The sequence below is a fragment of the Bacillus sp. DJP31 genome (assembly GCF_049310945.1).
Lineage (GTDB): Bacteria > Bacillota > Bacilli > Bacillales > SA4 > Bacillus_BS.
Map to the genome: position 1 here is coordinate 222,794 of NZ_JBMERO010000001.1, position 18,898 is coordinate 241,691.

Here is an 18,898-nt window from a genome sequence, read left to right on the forward strand (position 1 = left end):
TCACCCCCGAATTTATTCCTCGAGCAATGTGTCAAGCTTCTTGGCAAATCCCTCATCTTGTATTCCAACGACAACTCTTGAATCTTTTCCAATCGCCTGTCCTAGTTCGTATCGATCTTCAACACGACGAAGCGGTATATTATAATAAGTACATTTATCCGTAATTTTCTTTTCAGTATTTTTAGAGGCATCACTTGATAAAAGAACAAGCATTACCTTATTACGTTGAATGTCTTTTACGACCAATTCTTCTCCAGTGGTAATCTTCCGTGCCCGAGCCGCTAATCCTAAAAGAGATTTCCATGGTTGTTGATTCATAATGGATGGTTCTCCTTCTCGATTAAAGCAAGCAATTCCTCATAAAGGGAGTCATCAACATTCGCTTTTAAGTGACTTGCTAAGGCATTTTTCTTTCTTGCCTGGAGAACAATGTCTTTATTTTTACTTAAATAAGCCCCTCGCCCTGCCATTTTTCCGGTTAAATCAATGAAAACTTCCCCTTCTTTTGAGCGGACGATTCGAATGAGTTCCTTTTTCGGTTTCATCTCTTGACTCGCTACACATTTCCTTAAGGGAATCTTGCGATTGCTCACCTTTCTTCACCTCTTACTCCAATTCATCAGCCGACAAATTTTCTTCCATTATTACTCCAGAACCTGTAAGCCCTAATTTCACAGCATCAGAATGACTTTTTATATCAATTTTCCATCCAGTCAATTTAGCCGCTAAGCGTGCATTTTGACCTCGCTTACCAATCGCAAGAGAAAGCTGATTGTCAGGTACAATAACTGTCGTTGCCTTTTCATCCTCATTTACGATAACTTCATCGACTTGTGAAGGGCTAAGAGCATTGGCTACAAAGTCCACAGGATCTTTCGACCATTTTACAATATCAATTTTTTCACCTTTTAGTTCATTGACGATAGCTTGTACTCGTTGTCCTTTTGGTCCTACACAAGAACCAACTGGATCTAAGTCCCTGTTATCAGAATGAACGGAGATTTTCGAGCGATCTCCAGCTTCACGAGCAACCGATTTGATTTCAACAGTTCCATCGTATATTTCAGGTACTTCAAGCTCAAATAATCGCTTTAAAAGTCCTGGATGTGTTCGTGAAACGAAAATTTGAGGACCCTTTGTTGTCTTTTCAACCTTCGTAAGAAATACTTTAATTCGATCATGTGGCTTATAGCTTTCATTTGGCATTTGTTCTGCGGCTGGCAACAACGCTTCTATTTTCCCAAGATTCACATAGATAAAACGCGAATCCTGACGTTGAACAATTCCAGTCATAATATCTTCTTCACGATCAATAAATTCGGTGTATATCACACCTCTTTCTGCTTCACGAACACGCTGAGTCACTACTTGTTTCGCGGTTTGGGCAGCAATTCTACCAAAGTCTTTCGGAGTTACTTCTATTTCAACGATATCTCCAACTTGGTAAGAAGGATTTATTAACCTAGCCTGTTCAGCAGATATCTCAAGTCTTGGATCGAAAACGTCATCAACGATATCTTTTCGGGCGTACACCTTCATTGAACCGCGTTCAGGATTCACATCCACTCGCACGTTTTGCGCTTGATTAAAGTTTCGTTTATAAGCAGAAATTAGTGCTGCTTCTATTGCATCAAGTAAAATCTCTTTACTAATACCCTTTTCTCTTTCAAGCATTGTTAGGGCATCTAAAAGTTCATTGCTCATTTATTTGATCCCCCTTTATTTAATAATCAATTTAAAGCTTAGCACTAACTAACAGATCTAATGGAAGGTAACGGCAAGGCGGGCACTAGCCACCTTTTCATAAGGTATTGTAATAACCTTTTTCCTCGTTTTCACCAAATACGTAATGGTAACAAGCCCTTCAACAAAGCTTGTTAGCACACCTTCAAATTGCTTTTCCCCTTCAATTGGTTCATACATTTTTATATATACTTGTTTACCAATTGCCTTTTCAAAATCCTTTGGTTTCTTAAGAGGGCGTTCAGCACCAGGTGATGAAACCTCAAGAAAATAAAGATGGGGAATTGGGTCCAAATCATCAAGTTTTTCACTTAACCGTTCACTAACAGTTCCGCATTGTTCAATATCTATGCCTACACTTGAATCTATATATACTCTTACGAACCAATCTTTTCCTTCTTTAACATATTCAACATCTACTAATTCTAATTGAAGTTCTTCTAGAATAGGGGAAACTAATTCTTCAATTATATCCGTTACTTTTTTACTCATTCATACCCTCCTTCTCTAAATCACCTTAAGAACGAAGCGTGCTAAAGCAATCACTTACTTTTAGTTAATTGATGAATAATCCCACAAACTAGCGCATGGAGTATATTCAATATGTAGAAAAACACTTGATAGTAAAACGAAAGAGTGGGTTTCCCCACTCTCCATCACTGACCTATTCATAGCATATCCTAGTAAACTATAACATAATCATGTATTTTATGCAATCGATACATGAAAAGCGCAAGTGCCTTGTTTAGACCCGTCAAGCAAATGTTCTTGAAAATATTAAAAGGGTGGTTTTCCATTTTTCCTTTTTTCAGGTTATTTGACCCTTGAGGAGCCGGACTCTGGAGCTAAATAAGACCCATTTATTTTAACCCTATTTTTTATTTACCTTATAGAGGATGTTCAAAAAGTCCGGCAAAAATAGCTTCGAATTTCTTCGTCAGCTCGTCTTTCCGCTCCTCACGTATACAAAACATACGCTCCGGTGCTCAAGACTTCGCTTCCTTGAACTTCTTTGCTCTTTTTGTCCTCCTTTTTGAACAGGCTCTTATACTCCTTAAAACAACGAAAGCTGGTTCTGATCGGGTAGGGATTCTAAGCAACCTTGGTTATCAAGATACTCAAGGATAGTTTTTGAAATTTTACTACGCTGTTGCAAATCTTCTTTTGATAAAAATTCGCCTGCTTCTCTTGCTTTTACAATATTATAGGCTGCATTTGTTCCTAAACCTGGAATCGAATTAAATGGTGGAATAAGAGTTGTTCCTTCCACAATAAATTCATTCGCACTAGAACGGTATAAATCTATCTTTTGGAATGAAAAACCTCTTTCGCACATTTCAAGTGAAAGCTCTAAAACGGTCAATAAGCTTTTCTCCTTTGTCGAAGCCTCTAGTCCCTTTGCATTGATTTCATCAATTTTTGAGCGTATCGCATTCGAACCTCTTACCATTGCTTCAATGTCAAAGTCATCTGCACGGACAGTGAAATAAGCTGCGTAATAAAGGATAGGATGATGTACTTTAAAATAGGCAATACGGACAGCCATTAGAACATAGGCCGCCGCGTGGGCTTTAGGGAACATATACTTGATTTTTAAACAAGAATCAATGTACCAATCTGGAACGCTGTTTTGTTTCATGTCTTGAATCCATTCGTCAGGCAAACCCTTCCCTTTACGAACATTTTCCATGATTTTAAAAGCCAATGATGGTTCTAACCCTGCATAAATTAGATAAACCATAATGTCATCGCGACAGCCGATTACGTCACTTAATGTACAAGTTCCGTTCGCAATTAACTCTGATGCATTTCCTAACCATACATCCGTTCCATGAGATAGACCTGAAATTTGAACAAGTTCAGAAAACGTAGTCGGTTTTGTTTCATCAAGCATTTGTCTAACAAATTTTGTTCCAAATTCCGGAATACCAAACGTACCTGTTTTACTCATAATTTGTTCTTCTGTTACACCAAGTGATTTTGTGTTAGCGAAAATTTTCATTACCTCAGGGTCATCTGTAGGAATTGTTTTTGGATCAATTCCACTTAGATCTTGAAGCATACGAATCACAGTTGGGTCATCGTGACCCAATATATCTAGTTTCAATAAATTATCATGAATGGAATGGAAATCAAAATGAGTTGTTTTCCATTCAGAAGTTGAATCATCTGCAGGAAATTGAATGGGTGTAAAATCATACACATCCATATAATCTGGCACAACAATAATGCCGCCTGGATGCTGTCCTGTTGTTCTCTTTACCCCCGTACATCCTGCAACTAATCGATCAACTTCAGCATTACGAATCGTTAAATTATTGTCACTTGCATAGCCTTTTACATAGCCATATGCTGTTTTCTCGGCCACAGTTCCGATAGTACCAGCTCGAAATACATTATCCTCACCAAACAATACTTTCGTATAATTATGTGCAATTGACTGGTATTCTCCAGAGAAGTTAAGATCTATATCTGGAACTTTGTCCCCTTTAAATCCAAGGAAGGTTTCAAAAGGAATATCATGACCATCCTTTTTATACTTAGCTCCACATTCTGGGCAATCTTTATCAGGCAAGTCAAACCCTGATCCGACTGATCCATCATCAAAGAAGTGGGAGTGCTTGCACTTTGGACAAATATAGTGAGGTGGTAAAGGATTTACTTCTGTGATTTCGGTCATGGTCGCCACGAATGAAGAACCGACAGATCCACGTGATCCAACTAAATAGCCATCATCTAGGGATTTTTTTACGAGTTTATGAGAAATTAAATAAATTACGGCAAATCCGTGTCCAATGATAGATTTTAATTCTTTTTCAAGACGTGCTTCAACGATATCAGGAAGATCGTTTCCATAAATTGCACGGGATTGAGCATAACTCATGCTACGAACTTCTTCATCTGCTCCTTCAATCTTTGGAGTATATAGATCGTCTTTAATCGGCTTCACATCACCGATTAAGTCAGCCATATAATTTGTATTGGTCACAACGATTTCTTTAGCCTTTTCGGTACCGAGAAAAGAGAACGCATCTAGCATCTCGTTCGTTGTTCTAAAATGGACCTTAGGTAACTCATGGCGATTTAATGGATTAGCTCCACCTTGTGCTCTCACTAAAATCTTCCGATAAATATAGTCTTCAGGCTCTAAGTAATGAACATTTCCTGTAGCGACAACAGTCTTTCCTAATTTATCACCTAACTTTACTATATTAGAAATGATATCTAATAAGGCCTTTTGATCCCTTACCAGCTCAAGCTCTAGTAGACGAGAATAGACTTCTGGTGGTTGCACTTCAATATAATCATAAAATTGAGCAACTGCCTCCGCCTCTTCATGGGATTTCTGCATCATAGCTTCAAATACTTCCCCTTTATCACAGGCAGATCCCACTAGTAGTCCTTCTCTAAACTTTGCAAACTTTGAGCGCGGAATTCGAGGGATACGATAATAATAATCCTGATGGGACATGGAAATGAGTTTATACAAATTTTTAAGTCCAATCTCATCCTTGGCTAGTATGGTCATATGATAGGGTCTTGAGCGCTGATAAGCATTACCCTGGCCCATATTTTCATTTAGCCCATCATGATACTCGATTCCCTTTTCTAAGCTATCTTTTAACATTTTCATTAGAAGATAACCCGTAGCCTCTGCGTCATAAATAGCACGGTGGTGCTGTGTTAGATCAATATCAAACTTCTTACAAAGTGTATTTAGGCGATGATTTTTCATGGTAGGATAAAGATATCTACCTAGTTCTAGTGTATCAATTACTGGATTTTGTACTTTTTCATAGCCTGCTTTTTTCAACCCGACATTTAAAAAGCCCATATCAAAGCTTGCGTTATGCGCAACTAAGGTACAATCTTCCATCCAACTTCTAAACCTCTCGAGAACATCCTTCACTTCTGGAGCCACACAAACCATATCATCCGTTATACCTGTTAATTCAATGGTTGTAGCCGACAATTTGTGATGCGGATTAACAAACGATTCAAAACGATCTATGATTTGCCCTTCTTTAATCTTAACCGCAGCAAGTTCAATAATCGTATCATACACAGCTGATAAGCCCGTTGTCTCAACGTCAAATACGACATAGGTATCCGTTGATAATAAACGATGCTCTTCGTTATATGCAATTGGAACACCATCATTCACTAAATTCGCTTCTATCCCATAGATAACTTTTATTCCGTGTTTTTTTCCAGCAGAGTAGGCTTCTGGAAACGATTGTGCAACGGCGTGATCCGTTAGGGCAAAAGCTTTATGACCCCATTTTTTTGCTTGCTCAATTAATCTCCCCACAGGCGTGATAGCATCCATTTGACTCATTGGTGAATGTGAGTGGAGCTCTACACGTTTTTCACCTTCTGGAGCGGTATCTACTTTTTGTTTAGGGGAAAATTCTTGAATATCATTAGCCATCATAACGAGGTCTCGCACGAATGTATCGTTTTGGACTCCACCTCTGACTTTTAACCACATTCCCTTTTTAATCGATTGTAATAAAGGAACATCCTCTTTATCTCTTGAAAACATTTTCACTAAGATCGAGCTTGTGTAATCTGTTATCTTAAAAGTAACAAGGTGTCGTCCACTTCTTAATTCCTTTGTTTCAGCATGGAAAACATACCCCTGTACAATCGCTCTTCTTTCTTCCTCTTGAATAGAATGGATGGTCACGGGCTCTTCTTTGATACTATAGCCTATTGTTAATGGCCCTTGATGCTCCGTAGGATTGCCCTTGTCTCTCTTTTGCATTTCTGTTATTGCTTCTAGAACCTTAGAGCGATCTTCCAGTTCTTTTAGTGCTTCAAATTTTTCCTTTTCTTCTGTTGAAAATTCAATGATTGTATCTAACTGAAGATGTGGGAATCCGAACCTCACAAACTGTGAGGCTATAGCTTGTCCGTATTTTTTCTTAACAGAGATTGCTTCAGCATCATTTCGTGACTTTATAATAATTTTTGCCCCTTGTAAAGTCGGGCTTTGTTCCTTCAACAATGGTAAAAACATGGGTGATACAGACCCAAGATGCGTAATGCAGATTGGCCAATAGTCAATTACATCTTTTTCAAGTATAGTCTTTTCCCTTGTTTTAACGGAGAAACTTACTTGTGCGATATGAGAAAAAGTTTGTACCAGCTGCGAAGAGAAAACTTCAAAAATCGGTGCCGGAATTAGACGAGACCAAACAAAAGTAAAATGCCATGATTTCAATTGTGTTTGCACAGTCAATTTCTCAATGCCTGCATCTTGGAAGTACTCTTTTATTTCATTGGTTACATTCATTTGAGTAAGTAATATTTCGAAACGGTTCATTTGCTCTTGTGAAAGCTCTATCACGGATAGATTTCTCCTCTCTCCATGTACAACGAATTTTTCCAAATAGGAAGGTACCTCTAAAACTAAAGAGGTACCTTCCTTGTGTCTATTTCTATTTTACAATATATTTTGAAATTGTCTCATATAAATTTTCAGTATTTATTTCCATTGATTCTCCGCTTGAGCGAAACTTTAGCTCAACGATTCCTTCTGATGCACGCTTGCCAATAGTAATTCGAATCGGCAATCCGATTAGATCTGCATCAGCAAATTTCACTCCTGGTCGTTCTTGGCGATCGTCATACAGAACCTCATACTTCTTTTTTAGATTCTCATATAACTCTTCAGCTAGTGATCTTTGGTCATCTTGCTTTGGATTTACGACAATAACATGTAGATCAAATGGAGCGACTGCTTCTGGCCATACTAAGCCGAATTCATCATTGAATTGTTCCGCAATAGCTGCGACAGTTCTTGATACTCCTATTCCGTAACAGCCCATGATCATCGGTTTTGCCTTACCGTTTTCATCTAAAATTGTTGCATTCATTGACTCACTGTATCGTGTGCCTAATTTAAATACGTGACCAACCTCAATACCCTTTGCAAAAACAATTGTGCCCTCGCCATCTGGTGAAGGATCTCCCTCTTGAATAAAACGAATATCCTCATATTGAGCAAGTGGTAAGTCACGATCAGGATTGAAGCCTGTATAATGGAACCCTTCTTCATTCGCTCCACAAACACCATTTGTACAGAATTGAACCCCATAATCTGCAACAACCTGAACAGAAGGAGGAACATTAACAGGTCCTATTGATCCAATGGGACCTAGAATTTCTTTTGCCTCTTCTGAAGTTGCTAATTCAACGACAGATGCAGCAAATAGATTTTTTATCTTCACGTCATTTACTTCATGATCTCCACGAACCAGGACAAGTTTGTATTGGTCATCTACTTTAAAAAGTATAGATTTAATACATTGTTCAGGCGCCAACTTTAGGTAAGATGAAACCTCTTGAATAGACTTTTGATTTGGTGTCTCCACTCTCATTAATTTATCCTGTTGTTCTGAATTCTTTTCATATGTAATATTGACAGGTGCCATTTCAATATTAGCTGCAAAATTTGAAGAGTCGGAATAGGCAATCGTATCTTCACCAATTTCCGATAAAACCATAAATTCATGTGTGTCTTTTCCACCCATTGCACCAGAATCTGCAATGACTGCTCGAAAGTTCAGGCCTATCCGCGTGAATACATTTGAATATGCGTTAAACATTTTTTGGTAAACATTATCTAAGCTTTCTGCCGTGGCGTGGAATGAATAAGCATCCTTCATAATGAATTCTCTTCCACGTAAAAGACCAAAACGCGGCCTTTTTTCATCTCTAAATTTCGTCTGTATTTGAAAAAGAGTTAGCGGTAGTTTTTTATATGAGTTAACTTCATCTCTTACTAGGCTTGTAATCATTTCTTCATGAGTCGGTCCAAGTGCGAACTCCCGGTTATGACGGTCTTTCATTCTCATCATTTCTGGTCCATACGAGTACCATCTACCCGATTCCTGCCAAAGCTCAGCTAGTTGTAGGGTGGGCATAAAAAGTTCCACTGCTCCTGCTAGTTCCATTTCTTCGCGGACAATCTGCTCAACTTTTTGAAGAACTTTATTTCCGAGTGGTAGGAAGCTGTATACACCTGCTGAGTTTTGACGGATAAATCCGGCACGGAGTAAAAGCTGGTGACTTTTAACATCTGCATCCGCAGGTACTTCTCTAAGTGTTGGAATAAACATCATACTTTGTTTCATCTATTGCACCTCATTATAAGTATAGAAACTGTAAATATCTTAATTACATAGTGAAGAAAATACGTTGAATATCATTCCAAGTGACAACAAGCATGAGTAGCATTAAAAACGCAAAACCAATAAAGTGAACAAGACCTTCCTTTTGACGGTCAATTGGTTTCCCACGAACAGCTTCAACAAGGAAAAACATCAGCCTTCCTCCATCTAGCGCAGGAAGTGGCAACATATTAACAATTCCAAGATTTATACTTAAAATAGCTCCCCATCTCATTAAGTTGTAAATACCTGTTTGAGCTACCTCATTTGTTGCATCATAAATGCCAACAGGACCTGATAACATATCTATTGAGAATTGGCCTGTTATTAACTTACCAAGTCCAGTTACAATCTCTTTTGTCCAAAAATAAGTTTCTGTGAATCCATATGAAAGAGAACTTACTATATTTTTTTCTATAGGACCATATACACCTATTACCCCAAATGGTTCCTCGGTTGAAGCTGAATTCTCCGGTAACTTTGCTTTTTCAGGCGTAATCATCACGTCAGATGATGTCCCATTTCTTTGAATAGTGAATTTTAGTTCGTCCTCAGGGTGTTGACGAATAATTCCAACAACATCCTTCCAGGTGGTTACATCGACACCGTCAATGGACTGAATCTGGTCCCCTTGTTGTAACCCGGCATTAGCTGCTGGACTATTTTCAACAACAACTCCTAATCTAGCCTCATCTACGGGGCTTCCTTGAAGGAGGCCTAGTAATAGAAACGTGACAAAAGCTAACACAAAGTTCATAGCAGGGCCCGCAATAATGGCAAGTGTTCTTTGACCGAGCGTCTTAGAACCAAACTGCCTGTTGTATGGAGCTAGTTGTGTTTCTTGTCCATCAATGATAAAAACTGCCTTCTCATTGACTTGAAAACGTTCAAGCTTCTCTTCATCTTGCTCATAACCACTAATGAAGAGCTGTTTATCAAGGTCAGCTTCCTCCACTTCAATAACACGTGCATTGGGAAATTTGTCTTTATTGTTTAATATAATTTTAATAACTTCATTGGAGGGATTCATGACTAAACCAACATGGTAACCAGCCTTTACATCAATAGTCTCTGGGTCTTCTCCTGCCATTCTAACAAAACCGCCAATAGGTAGAAGTCGAATCGTATAGACTGTCTCATTCCGTTTGAACGAGAAAACCTTCGGACCAAATCCAATAGCAAATTCACGACATAAAATGCCTGCTCTCTTGGCAAATACTAGATGTCCTAATTCGTGAAAAAATACAAGTGCACCAAATATGATCACAAAAGCTATGACTGTATTCAATAGTAACCCACCTTTATTTTAGTAGTGATGTGACAAACCTTCTCGTTTCCTTGTCCACTTGTTGGATCTCTTCTAAATTTGGCTCCATGCTATTTTCATGCTTTTCCAAGGCTTGTTCAATCAAGTCCTCAATTTGAAGAAATGAGACTCTTCCTTTTAAAAATGCATCAACGGCAACCTCATTGGCTGCATTTAATACAGTTGGCATGGTACCACCTGATTTTCCAGCTTGATAAGCAAAATGTAAACATTTAAATCGATCTAGATCCATTTTTTCAAAATGTAAAGTTCCAATTTCAGACAAATTAAGCCTTTTTGCAAGTGGCATTTCCAATCTCATTGGATAGGTAAGAGCATATTGAATCGGCACTCTCATATCAGGTGTGCCAAGCTGTGCGATGACACTCGTGTCATCATATTCAACCATTGAGTGAATAATACTTTCTTTATGTAATATTACTTCTATTTTTTCGTATGGTATATTAAACAACCATCTAGCCTCAATTACTTCCAAGCCTTTGTTCATCATTGTAGCTGAGTCAACAGTTATTTTAGCTCCCATAGTCCAGTTTGGGTGCGCTAACGTCTCATCAATGGTCACATTTGTTAGTTCACTTCTGGAACGATCACGAAAACTTCCACCAGAAGCTGTTAAAATGAGTCTATTAATCTTTGTTATATCCTGTCCAACAAGTGATTGAAAAATAGCTGAATGCTCACTATCAACAGGTAAAATGTCCACATTATGCTTCTGGGCGAGCTTCATTACAAGATGCCCAGCCGTTACTAATGTTTCTTTATTTGCAATCGCAATGGTTTTACCTGCTTTAATTGCTTCAAGAGTTGGAACAAGCCCTACACTTCCTAAAACCGCATTTACAAGAATCGTACAATCTGAGTGAGTGGCTACAAGTACCAAACCCTCTTCTCCATATACAATTTCAGGCTTATAGATTAGCTGTTGTTCCAGCTTCTGTTTATCTTCCTTAGTAAGGACAGATACAAGAATAGGTTTAAATTCTTCAATAATCTTAAGACCCAGATCTGTATTACGACCGAAAGAAAGAGCTATCAATTCAAAATGCTCCGGATGAAGACGAATGAGATCAAGTGTTTGAGTACCAATTGAACCTGTCGCTCCTAATAAACTGATTTTTTTCATAGTTGCAGCTCCTATATTTTAAGCCTGAAGTAAAAGCTCATTTATACAAATTGTAAAAAATGGAAAATTGGTAAGACAAATAAAAGGCTATCAAATCGATCTAGTATCCCTCCGTGCCCCGGTAAAATGGTGCCAGAATCTTTCACATCGTAATGTCTCTTTAAAGCGGATTCTACCAAATCCCCCATTTGCCCGAAAATGGATAGAAGAACGGTAATAAGTAGCATTTTAAAGAATGAATCAGTTATAGGTAGAAAAAATTGAAATATAATGGCAACAATTAGCGCACATATTACCCCGCCAATAGAACCCTCTATTGTCTTATTCGGACTAATTTCAGGCCAGAGCTTTCTCTTACCCACTGCTCTACCAACAAAATAAGCACCCGAATCTGTCGCCCAAATAACAAACATAGCAAAAAATAAATACTTAAGACCCTTATCACTTGTCTCAATAAAGTAATAAAATCCAATTCCTATATAAATAGTAGCAAGAATAACAAAAGCAGCATCATCAAAAGTAAACTTGTTTTTTGTAATTACCGTATACGATAACAAAAAGACAACGGCAAGAAGTGCAATTTCTACTTTTGATACATTTACATCCGTCATAAAGTCCAATGTCGTACTTGGAAACAACAAGACCCAAATTAAGATCAGGCTAAGAACACCTGGAAAAGTTTGGACCGATATGTTTTTCATTCTTAGTAATTCATAAAGAGCAATTGTTGCCAGTAAATAAATAAATAATGTAAATGGCAGCCCGCCAATTATTACAAATGGCAAGAAAATCGCAACAGCTAGAATGGCTGTTAATATCCGTTGCATCATGTTAGATTCATCACCTTTTTATACTCCTCCATACCTACGACCACGCTTTTGAAACTCGAATATGGCTTGGATAAATTCTTTCTCAGAAAAATCTGGCCACAATACATCAGTGAACCAAAATTCTGAATATGCAAGCTGCCAGAGCATAAAATTACTCAGACGATGCTCACCACTTGTGCGAATTAATAAATCTGGATCCTTAAGAGAACTAGTCATTAAATAATGCGAAATTGTATCATCACTAATCTCCGACGCAAGAATGTTACCAGCCTGCACTTCAGACACAATCTGTTTAACAGCCTTCGTAATCTCATCCCTAGACCCATAATTTAGTGCGAAATTTAATATTAATCCATTGTTCTTTTTCGTTTCTCTCATAGCCTTCTCTACAGCATTTCTAGTATGTATTGGGATTTCATTATGATTTCCAATCATTTGGACTCTTACATTCTCTTCCACAAGTTCCGGTAAAAATGTTCCTAAAAACTCCTCAGGGAGCTTCATTAAATAGTCTACCTCAGTCTTAGGCCTCTTCCAATTTTCAGTTGAAAAAGCATACAAAGTCAGTACCTCAACACCAAGCTCATTCGCAAGCTTCGTCATTTTCCTAACAACCTTCATCCCTTCATGATGTCCCGCAATACGAGGCAAAGCCCTCTTACTAGCCCAACGGCCATTTCCATCCATTATAATGGCAATGTGCTTAGGAATTGGCTTCGACAAAACATCTTCTTTCGAAGTAACCGTACTATATTCTTTTTTGTCTATCCAACGTTTAAGTTTATCAAGCATTCTCTTATCCCCCATCATTACCATTATAAACAAAGCTTATCCACAGTTCAAAGAAACTCTAAATTTTTATTCAAAATATATCATACCATTAATTCGATACGATATTTAATAGATTTTATAAGTAGGTGTTTTCTAAAGGCTGTTTTCGTAAACATCGTTGCTAATTAACCAATAGAGGAGTCGTTAACTAGAACGTGTGTTGCTCGCTCCAATCAACTTATTTATCAACTGGTTACTTTCACTAGATTCCTATTAATAAAACGACAATCTTTTAGAAAAGAGCCTTTCTAAAAGACTCAGAAGACACCTTAGTGGGGGGGTTCACAGGAAGAAGGGAGCGGAAACACTACATGCTTACTTAACAAGCAAAAAACCCCCTACCATTAGAGGGTTTTCACTAATCTCTATTATTTACCGTCTAAAAGCTTAAACAGCCATAATTTCTTTCTCTTTATCCTTCGTTACCGAATCAACCTTTGTAATATGCAAGTCCGTTTCTTTTTGAATATCCTCTGTCATACTGCGAAGCTCGTCTTCCGTGATATCCCCGCTCTTCTCAAGCTTCTTTAAATCATCGTTTGAGTCACGACGAATATTACGAACAGCAACCTTTGCTTCTTCTCCATATTTTTTTACTAGCTTTGATAATTCAACACGACGTTCTTCAGTCAAAGCTGGTATGACAATTCGAATCATTGTTCCATCATTACTTGGAGTAATACCAAGATCTGATTTCATGATCGCTTTCTCAATCTCGCCTAGTGATGTCTTATCATAAGGAGTAATAGTTAACATTCGGGCTTCTGGAACATTAACAGAAGCTAATTGATTGACTGGAGTAGAAGCTCCATAATATTCAACTGTGATCTTATCTAATAAAGAAGCACTTGCACGTCCAGCACGAATGGTCGAAAGCTCACGCTGATATGCTTGAATGGCCTTATCCATTTTTTCCTTGGCATTCTTAATTACTTGTTTGCCCATATTATTTCCCCCTCACAATCGTACCTATATTTTCACCTAGAACAACTCGTTTAATATTTCCTTCTTCCATGACAGAAAAGACAATTAAAGGAATATCGTTATCCATGCATAGAGAAGAAGCTGTCGAATCCATTACAGCTAGACCTTCCTTTAAAACATCTAGATAAGTTAAGGTCTCATATTTTACAGCCGTTTTATCAATGGACGGGTCAGCTGAATATACACCATCCACATTATTTTTAGCCATAAGAATCACGTCAGCTTCAATTTCAGCAGCACGTAGAGCAGCTGTTGTGTCAGTTGAGAAATACGGATTACCCGTTCCTGCTGCAAAAATAACCACACGCTTTTTCTCAAGATGTCTGATCGCTTTTCTTCTTATGTAGGGTTCGGCTACTTGTCGCATTTCAATTGATGTTTGCACACGAGTTTGAACTCCAATATTTTCAAGGCTATCCTGCAGGGCAAGTGAGTTCATGACTGTCGCAAGCATACCCATATAGTCAGCATTGGCTCGGTCCATTCCCATTTCGCTCCCGGCTTTGCCTCTCCAAATATTCCCTCCACCGACAACAACTGCCACTTCAACATCCAGTTCAGCAATTTCCTTAATTTGATTTGCGATGGATTGAATAATCTCAGGATTAATTCCAAATCCAAGTTCCCCAGCAAGTGCTTCACCACTTAATTTTAATACCACTCGTTTATACTTTGCAGTACTCATCGCTACCTCCTGTGAACCTAGTATTGTTCAATTTAGCTTTGCTTATTAATTGAAGCAAAAGCAAATTTCTTTAAAAAAGAGGGAACACATTGTGTTCCCTATCTTCTTTCGAATCTCTAGCTGTATCAGCTTAGAAGAGTATTTTGCAAATGCTCCCTTAGAAAAATACTGCAAATATTATTTATTTACTTGGTTCATAACTTCTTCTGCGAAGTTATCTTGACGTTTTTCAATACCTTCTCCTACTTCATAACGGACGAAGATTTTAACAGTAGCCCCTTTGCTCTCAACGAATTTACGAACCTTTTGGTCAGGGTCCTTAACAAAGCTTTGGTCTAGTAGGCAAATATCTTCAAAGAATTTTCCTAGACGGCCATCAACCATCTTTGCAACAATTTTTTCTGGTTTCCCTTCATTAAGGGCTTGCTGTGTTAATACTTCACGCTCACGCGCAACTTCTTCTTCTGTAACCGCATCACGGTCAATGTACTTAGGGTTGACAGCTGCGATATGCATAGCAACGTCTTTGGCAACTGAATCATTTGTTGTTCCTTCAAGAACAGTTAAAACACCGATACGTCCACCCATGTGTAAGTATGCACCAAAAGCATCGTTGTCTGTTTTCGTCTCAATTGTAAAACGACGAAGAGTTAACTTTTCACCAATTTTAGCCATTGCTGTATTAATGTGATCTAGAACTGAAGTCCCATTATCCATCGTTTGTTGTAATGCATCTTCTGTAGTAGCAGGCTTATTTTTTAATAAGTGAGCCGCTAATTCTTTTGTTAATGTGAGGAATCCTTCATTTTTTGCAACGAAGTCAGTTTCTGAGTTCACTTCTAGAATAACAGCATCATTTCCTTGGATTTCAATGATAGAAAGACCTTCTGCAGCAATACGGTCTGATTTCTTCGCAGCGCTAGCAATCCCCTTTTCACGAAGGAAGTCAATCGCTTTTTCCATATCACCATCTGTTTCAGTTAACGCCTTTTTACAATCCATCATACCAGCGCCAGTTTTTAAACGTAAATCCTTAACCATTTGAGCTGTAACAGCCATTGTTATTTCCTCCTTAAGTTTATACGTTATGTAAAATGATGTACGACTATTAATATAGCCGATTATAAATTAATTTACTATTTGCCTTAAAAAAGGTGATAAAAAGGCTAACATCCCTCTTATCACCTTGAGTTTGACTTAAGCAGTAGTTGGAGCTGTTTCTTCACCTTGTTTTGACTCAAGGATTGCATCAGCCATTTTAGCAGTAAGAAGTTTTACTGCACGGATTGCATCATCGTTAGCAGGAATTACATAATCAATTTCATCTGGATCACAGTTTGTATCAACGATACCTACGATTGGGATGTTTAATTTATGTGCTTCAGCAACTGCAATACGCTCTTTACGTGGGTCAATGATAAATAAAGCATCTGGAAGTCGCTTCATATCTTTAATTCCGCCTAAGAACTTTTCTAGTTTTTCTAATTCCTTCATAAGATTAATAACTTCTTTCTTAGGAAGAACTTCAAACGTTCCATCTTCTTGCATCTTCTCGATGTCACGAAGACGCTTGATACGCTTTTGGATTGTTTCAAAGTTTGTTAAAGTTCCACCTAACCAACGTTGGTTCACAAAATACATACCAGAACGCGCAGCTTCTTCTTTAACAGAATCTTGAGCTTGCTTTTTTGTACCAACAAAAAGCATTGTTCCGCCGTTTGCACCTAGTTCTTTAACGAAGTTGTAAGCTTCTTCAACTTTTTTCACAGTCTTTTGTAAGTCGATGATATAAATTCCGTTACGTTCTGTGAAAATGTACTTCTTCATTTTTGGGTTCCAACGGCGTGTTTGATGACCGAAGTGAACACCAGCTTCAAGTAATTGTTTCATTGAAATTACTGACATTTGTGTTTCCTCCTAAAATGGTTTTTATTTTCCTCCGCCCATATCATTTTTGAACAAAACTGATGATCAGCACCATTGTTCAAATTAACGAGCGTGTGTAGTTAACACCAAGAAATACTATAACACAGTAAAAATCCACAATCAAGTATGTTTCGTCTTATTTATACATTGAATTTTAAAAACAGCTCGATTTCTGTTTTTCCCTTTTTTAGCTTTTTAGCTACTTCTTCCACTGATAACCCATTATTATACAATAATCTAGCTTGCTGCCCCAAAGACATTTGTTCTTCACTATTGTCTTTATCAGAAGATGAACCTCTTTTCAAGACTACAGTATCAGTATTTATCTTTTTTAATTCATCAGGATTTTCATATGTAGGTAATAATGTTGCCAAATCAAGATCTGTTAATTGCTCTTCTACCCTATTAATCCTAGATTGCTTAGTAACAGGGTTCACTGTTTCATCAAGATTTTTCGAACTAGTAGAGTGACTCACATGGGCTTTAGCTTCTAGTTTTGTTTTTTCAAAGAATGCTTCATTCTCGTCTTTGATCTCCGTTATATACGCAGACAATAAATCTTCCATATCTTTTAGGTTACTAGTTTGATTTCTCTCAATATCCTTAGTTTGCTCAAGACGAATATAAAAAAGAATGATAATCAGAAATGAAACGCCATGGAGAATAAAGCTAATAATCCATAATAATGTAGTCATACTAACCCCCTACCCATTTAAATCGATAGTATTCCCTTTATAAGGATGAACCTCTTTATTTTCTTGAATCTGTTCTTTTTTCTTAGCTGTCAAGTTACCAACACTTGAAGACCTCATACCAAGTTGAAGGGATGATTTTTCTTTTTTCTCATTCTTCACCACTTGTTTTCTTTTTCTATCCTCTTGCTTTAGCATGCTAGTCGTTATATGATCCTGCATATTTTGACCTCGTTGTTGCATTTGTTCCTGGATTTTACTTGCATCTATTGTTCTTGGAAGTGCGACCTGAAGCTCTAAAAGCTTTAAACTCATTAATACTCACTCCCAGCAGTTTATTTTTTTGAATAAAAAAGTTATTCGTATATTGAATCCAAAAGCTTTTTCATTTTAAAAAGTGATTTTGAATGGATCTGAGATATTCGCGATGTAGATAGGCCCATTACTGTTCCTATTTCTGTTAACGTTAATTCTTCTTTATAAAATAAACTTACAACTAGTTGTTCCTTTTCATTTAATTGCTGTATGACTAACGCCAACTTATCAACTAGTTCATCTTTAAGAATCTTATCTTCTGGTGTTAACGTTCTTTCATCTTTAATTGTAACTCTAGGTGAGTCTTTTGCGTCATCTTGGTCCTTAAGACCGTCATCTAAGGATAAGACATTTGCAAAGAAGCCCTCGGTCACCGTTTGTTGTACTTCTTCTTCAGTCATGCCTAATTCACTTGCTATTTCCTTTGCAGTAACTGTCCTCATGTATTTCTGTTCAAGCTTTTCAATTACAGTGTCTATTTTTTTTGTTTTCTCCCGTGAGCTTCTTGATAGCCAGTCTTCCTTCCGTAAACCATCAATAATAGCCCCTCTGATTCGAAAAGTTGCATATGTATCAAATTTTAAATCCCTGGTTGGATCAAATTTCTCGAGAGCATCATACAATCCAAGCATACCAAGACTCGTTAAATCATCCTTACTTACGCTCTTAGGAAGTCCAACCGAAATGCGTTGAACGTGAAAACTCACTAAAGGTATATACATACGCATTAATGAATCACCAGCATCAGAATCTCGGTTTAAGGTCCACTTTTGCCAAATTATCTGATCCTCATTAGTGGAAACTTGAGTCATATTCATCCTCCCCTATATGCCGATCTAATTTTGTTTGTCCTTTATAATGGAAACTCCATAATATATGATCTCTATCTAAGCACATAGTGGTGTCGAGGCACCCATCCATCAAAGTGTAACTTTACTTCAGTAAATCTTTTATGTAACTGGACGTCAATTTTGCTTCTTCATCTGTTAATGACTGAGTAGATTGGACAATCCCATTCTCAGAACTAGATTCTGATTCAATGGATTGATCTGCAGAACTACTTACACTAGTATTCCCTGAAGAGTCATGCATTATAAAATGAAAACTCCATCTAAATAAATAGGCAATTAGAAAGAAAGATACGAAGGCCATTAACCCGCGTATCAGAGATGTCGCAAAGGTATTCGTTGTAAAAGCTGAGACAAACACAACCAAAAATCCAACTGATCCGAAAAAAATATTGATTATCCATGAACCAGCCATA

18 protein-coding genes are annotated in these 18,898 nt (G+C 37.6%); all 18 read right to left on the reverse strand.

Going from position 1 to position 18,898, the window contains the following annotated elements; translation table 11 throughout:
* Positions 1–12: 12 nt before the first annotated feature.
* Positions 13–318, reverse strand: a complete 306-nt coding sequence (locus tag ACOI1C_RS01140) for a YlxQ family RNA-binding protein (RefSeq protein WP_422507138.1) — start codon at positions 316–318, stop codon at positions 13–15.
* Positions 315–593, reverse strand: coding sequence for an RNase P modulator RnpM (gene rnpM / locus ACOI1C_RS01145; RefSeq protein WP_422507140.1), 279 nt, complete (start codon positions 591–593; stop codon positions 315–317). The genes ACOI1C_RS01140 and rnpM overlap by 4 nt, the downstream gene beginning before the upstream one ends.
* A gap of 13 nt (positions 594–606) precedes the next feature.
* A complete protein-coding gene (gene nusA, locus ACOI1C_RS01150; protein ID WP_422507141.1) occupies positions 607–1,704 on the reverse strand; it encodes a transcription termination factor NusA in 1,098 nt (365 codons plus the stop codon).
* 57 nt (positions 1,705–1,761) lie between these two features.
* Positions 1,762–2,235 carry a ribosome maturation factor RimP gene (gene rimP / locus ACOI1C_RS01155; protein ID WP_422507143.1) on the reverse strand — a complete coding sequence of 158 codons (474 nt, stop codon included), beginning with the start codon at positions 2,233–2,235 and terminating at the stop codon, positions 1,762–1,764.
* A 562-nt stretch (positions 2,236–2,797) separates the two neighbouring features.
* Entirely contained in the window at positions 2,798–7,072 is a 4,275-nt protein-coding gene (locus ACOI1C_RS01160) for a PolC-type DNA polymerase III (protein ID WP_422507616.1), read from the reverse strand.
* 115 nt (positions 7,073–7,187) lie between these two features.
* Complete coding sequence (locus tag ACOI1C_RS01165) at positions 7,188–8,885, reverse strand: proline--tRNA ligase (protein WP_422507145.1); 1,698 nt, start codon at positions 8,883–8,885, stop codon at positions 7,188–7,190.
* 43 nt (positions 8,886–8,928) lie between these two features.
* On the reverse strand, positions 8,929–10,209 hold the full coding sequence (rseP, locus tag ACOI1C_RS01170) for an RIP metalloprotease RseP (RefSeq protein WP_422507147.1): 1,281 nt from the start codon (positions 10,207–10,209) through the stop codon (positions 8,929–8,931).
* 13 nt (positions 10,210–10,222) lie between these two features.
* On the reverse strand, positions 10,223–11,371 hold the full coding sequence (locus tag ACOI1C_RS01175) for a 1-deoxy-D-xylulose-5-phosphate reductoisomerase (RefSeq protein ID WP_422507149.1): 1,149 nt from the start codon (positions 11,369–11,371) through the stop codon (positions 10,223–10,225).
* A 41-nt stretch (positions 11,372–11,412) separates the two neighbouring features.
* On the reverse strand, positions 11,413–12,201 hold the full coding sequence (locus ACOI1C_RS01180; protein WP_422507151.1) for a phosphatidate cytidylyltransferase: 789 nt from the start codon (positions 12,199–12,201) through the stop codon (positions 11,413–11,415).
* 18 nt (positions 12,202–12,219) lie between these two features.
* Positions 12,220–12,993, reverse strand: coding sequence for an isoprenyl transferase (locus tag ACOI1C_RS01185; protein WP_422507153.1), 774 nt, complete (start codon positions 12,991–12,993; stop codon positions 12,220–12,222).
* 426 nt (positions 12,994–13,419) lie between these two features.
* Positions 13,420–13,977, reverse strand: a complete 558-nt coding sequence (gene frr, locus ACOI1C_RS01190; protein ID WP_422507155.1) for a ribosome recycling factor — start codon at positions 13,975–13,977, stop codon at positions 13,420–13,422.
* Between the two features lies 1 nt (position 13,978).
* Positions 13,979–14,701 carry a UMP kinase gene (pyrH, locus tag ACOI1C_RS01195; RefSeq protein ID WP_422507157.1) on the reverse strand — a complete coding sequence of 241 codons (723 nt, stop codon included), beginning with the start codon at positions 14,699–14,701 and terminating at the stop codon, positions 13,979–13,981.
* 177 nt (positions 14,702–14,878) lie between these two features.
* Entirely contained in the window at positions 14,879–15,760 is an 882-nt protein-coding gene (gene tsf, locus ACOI1C_RS01200; protein WP_422507159.1) for a translation elongation factor Ts, read from the reverse strand.
* Positions 15,761–15,898: 138 nt separating this feature from the next.
* Complete coding sequence (rpsB, locus tag ACOI1C_RS01205; RefSeq protein WP_422507161.1) at positions 15,899–16,606, reverse strand: 30S ribosomal protein S2; 708 nt, start codon at positions 16,604–16,606, stop codon at positions 15,899–15,901.
* Positions 16,607–16,767: 161 nt separating this feature from the next.
* A complete protein-coding gene (locus ACOI1C_RS01210) occupies positions 16,768–17,322 on the reverse strand; it encodes a hypothetical protein (RefSeq protein WP_422507163.1) in 555 nt (184 codons plus the stop codon).
* A 9-nt stretch (positions 17,323–17,331) separates the two neighbouring features.
* Positions 17,332–17,634 (reverse strand): hypothetical protein, encoded by a 303-nt coding sequence (locus tag ACOI1C_RS01215; RefSeq protein WP_422507165.1) that lies wholly within the window; start codon positions 17,632–17,634, stop codon positions 17,332–17,334.
* A 41-nt stretch (positions 17,635–17,675) separates the two neighbouring features.
* Complete coding sequence (locus ACOI1C_RS01220) at positions 17,676–18,446, reverse strand: FliA/WhiG family RNA polymerase sigma factor (RefSeq protein WP_422507167.1); 771 nt, start codon at positions 18,444–18,446, stop codon at positions 17,676–17,678.
* A 121-nt stretch (positions 18,447–18,567) separates the two neighbouring features.
* Entirely contained in the window at positions 18,568–18,897 is a 330-nt protein-coding gene (locus tag ACOI1C_RS01225; protein ID WP_422507169.1) for a hypothetical protein, read from the reverse strand.
* Position 18,898 lies beyond the last annotated feature (1 nt).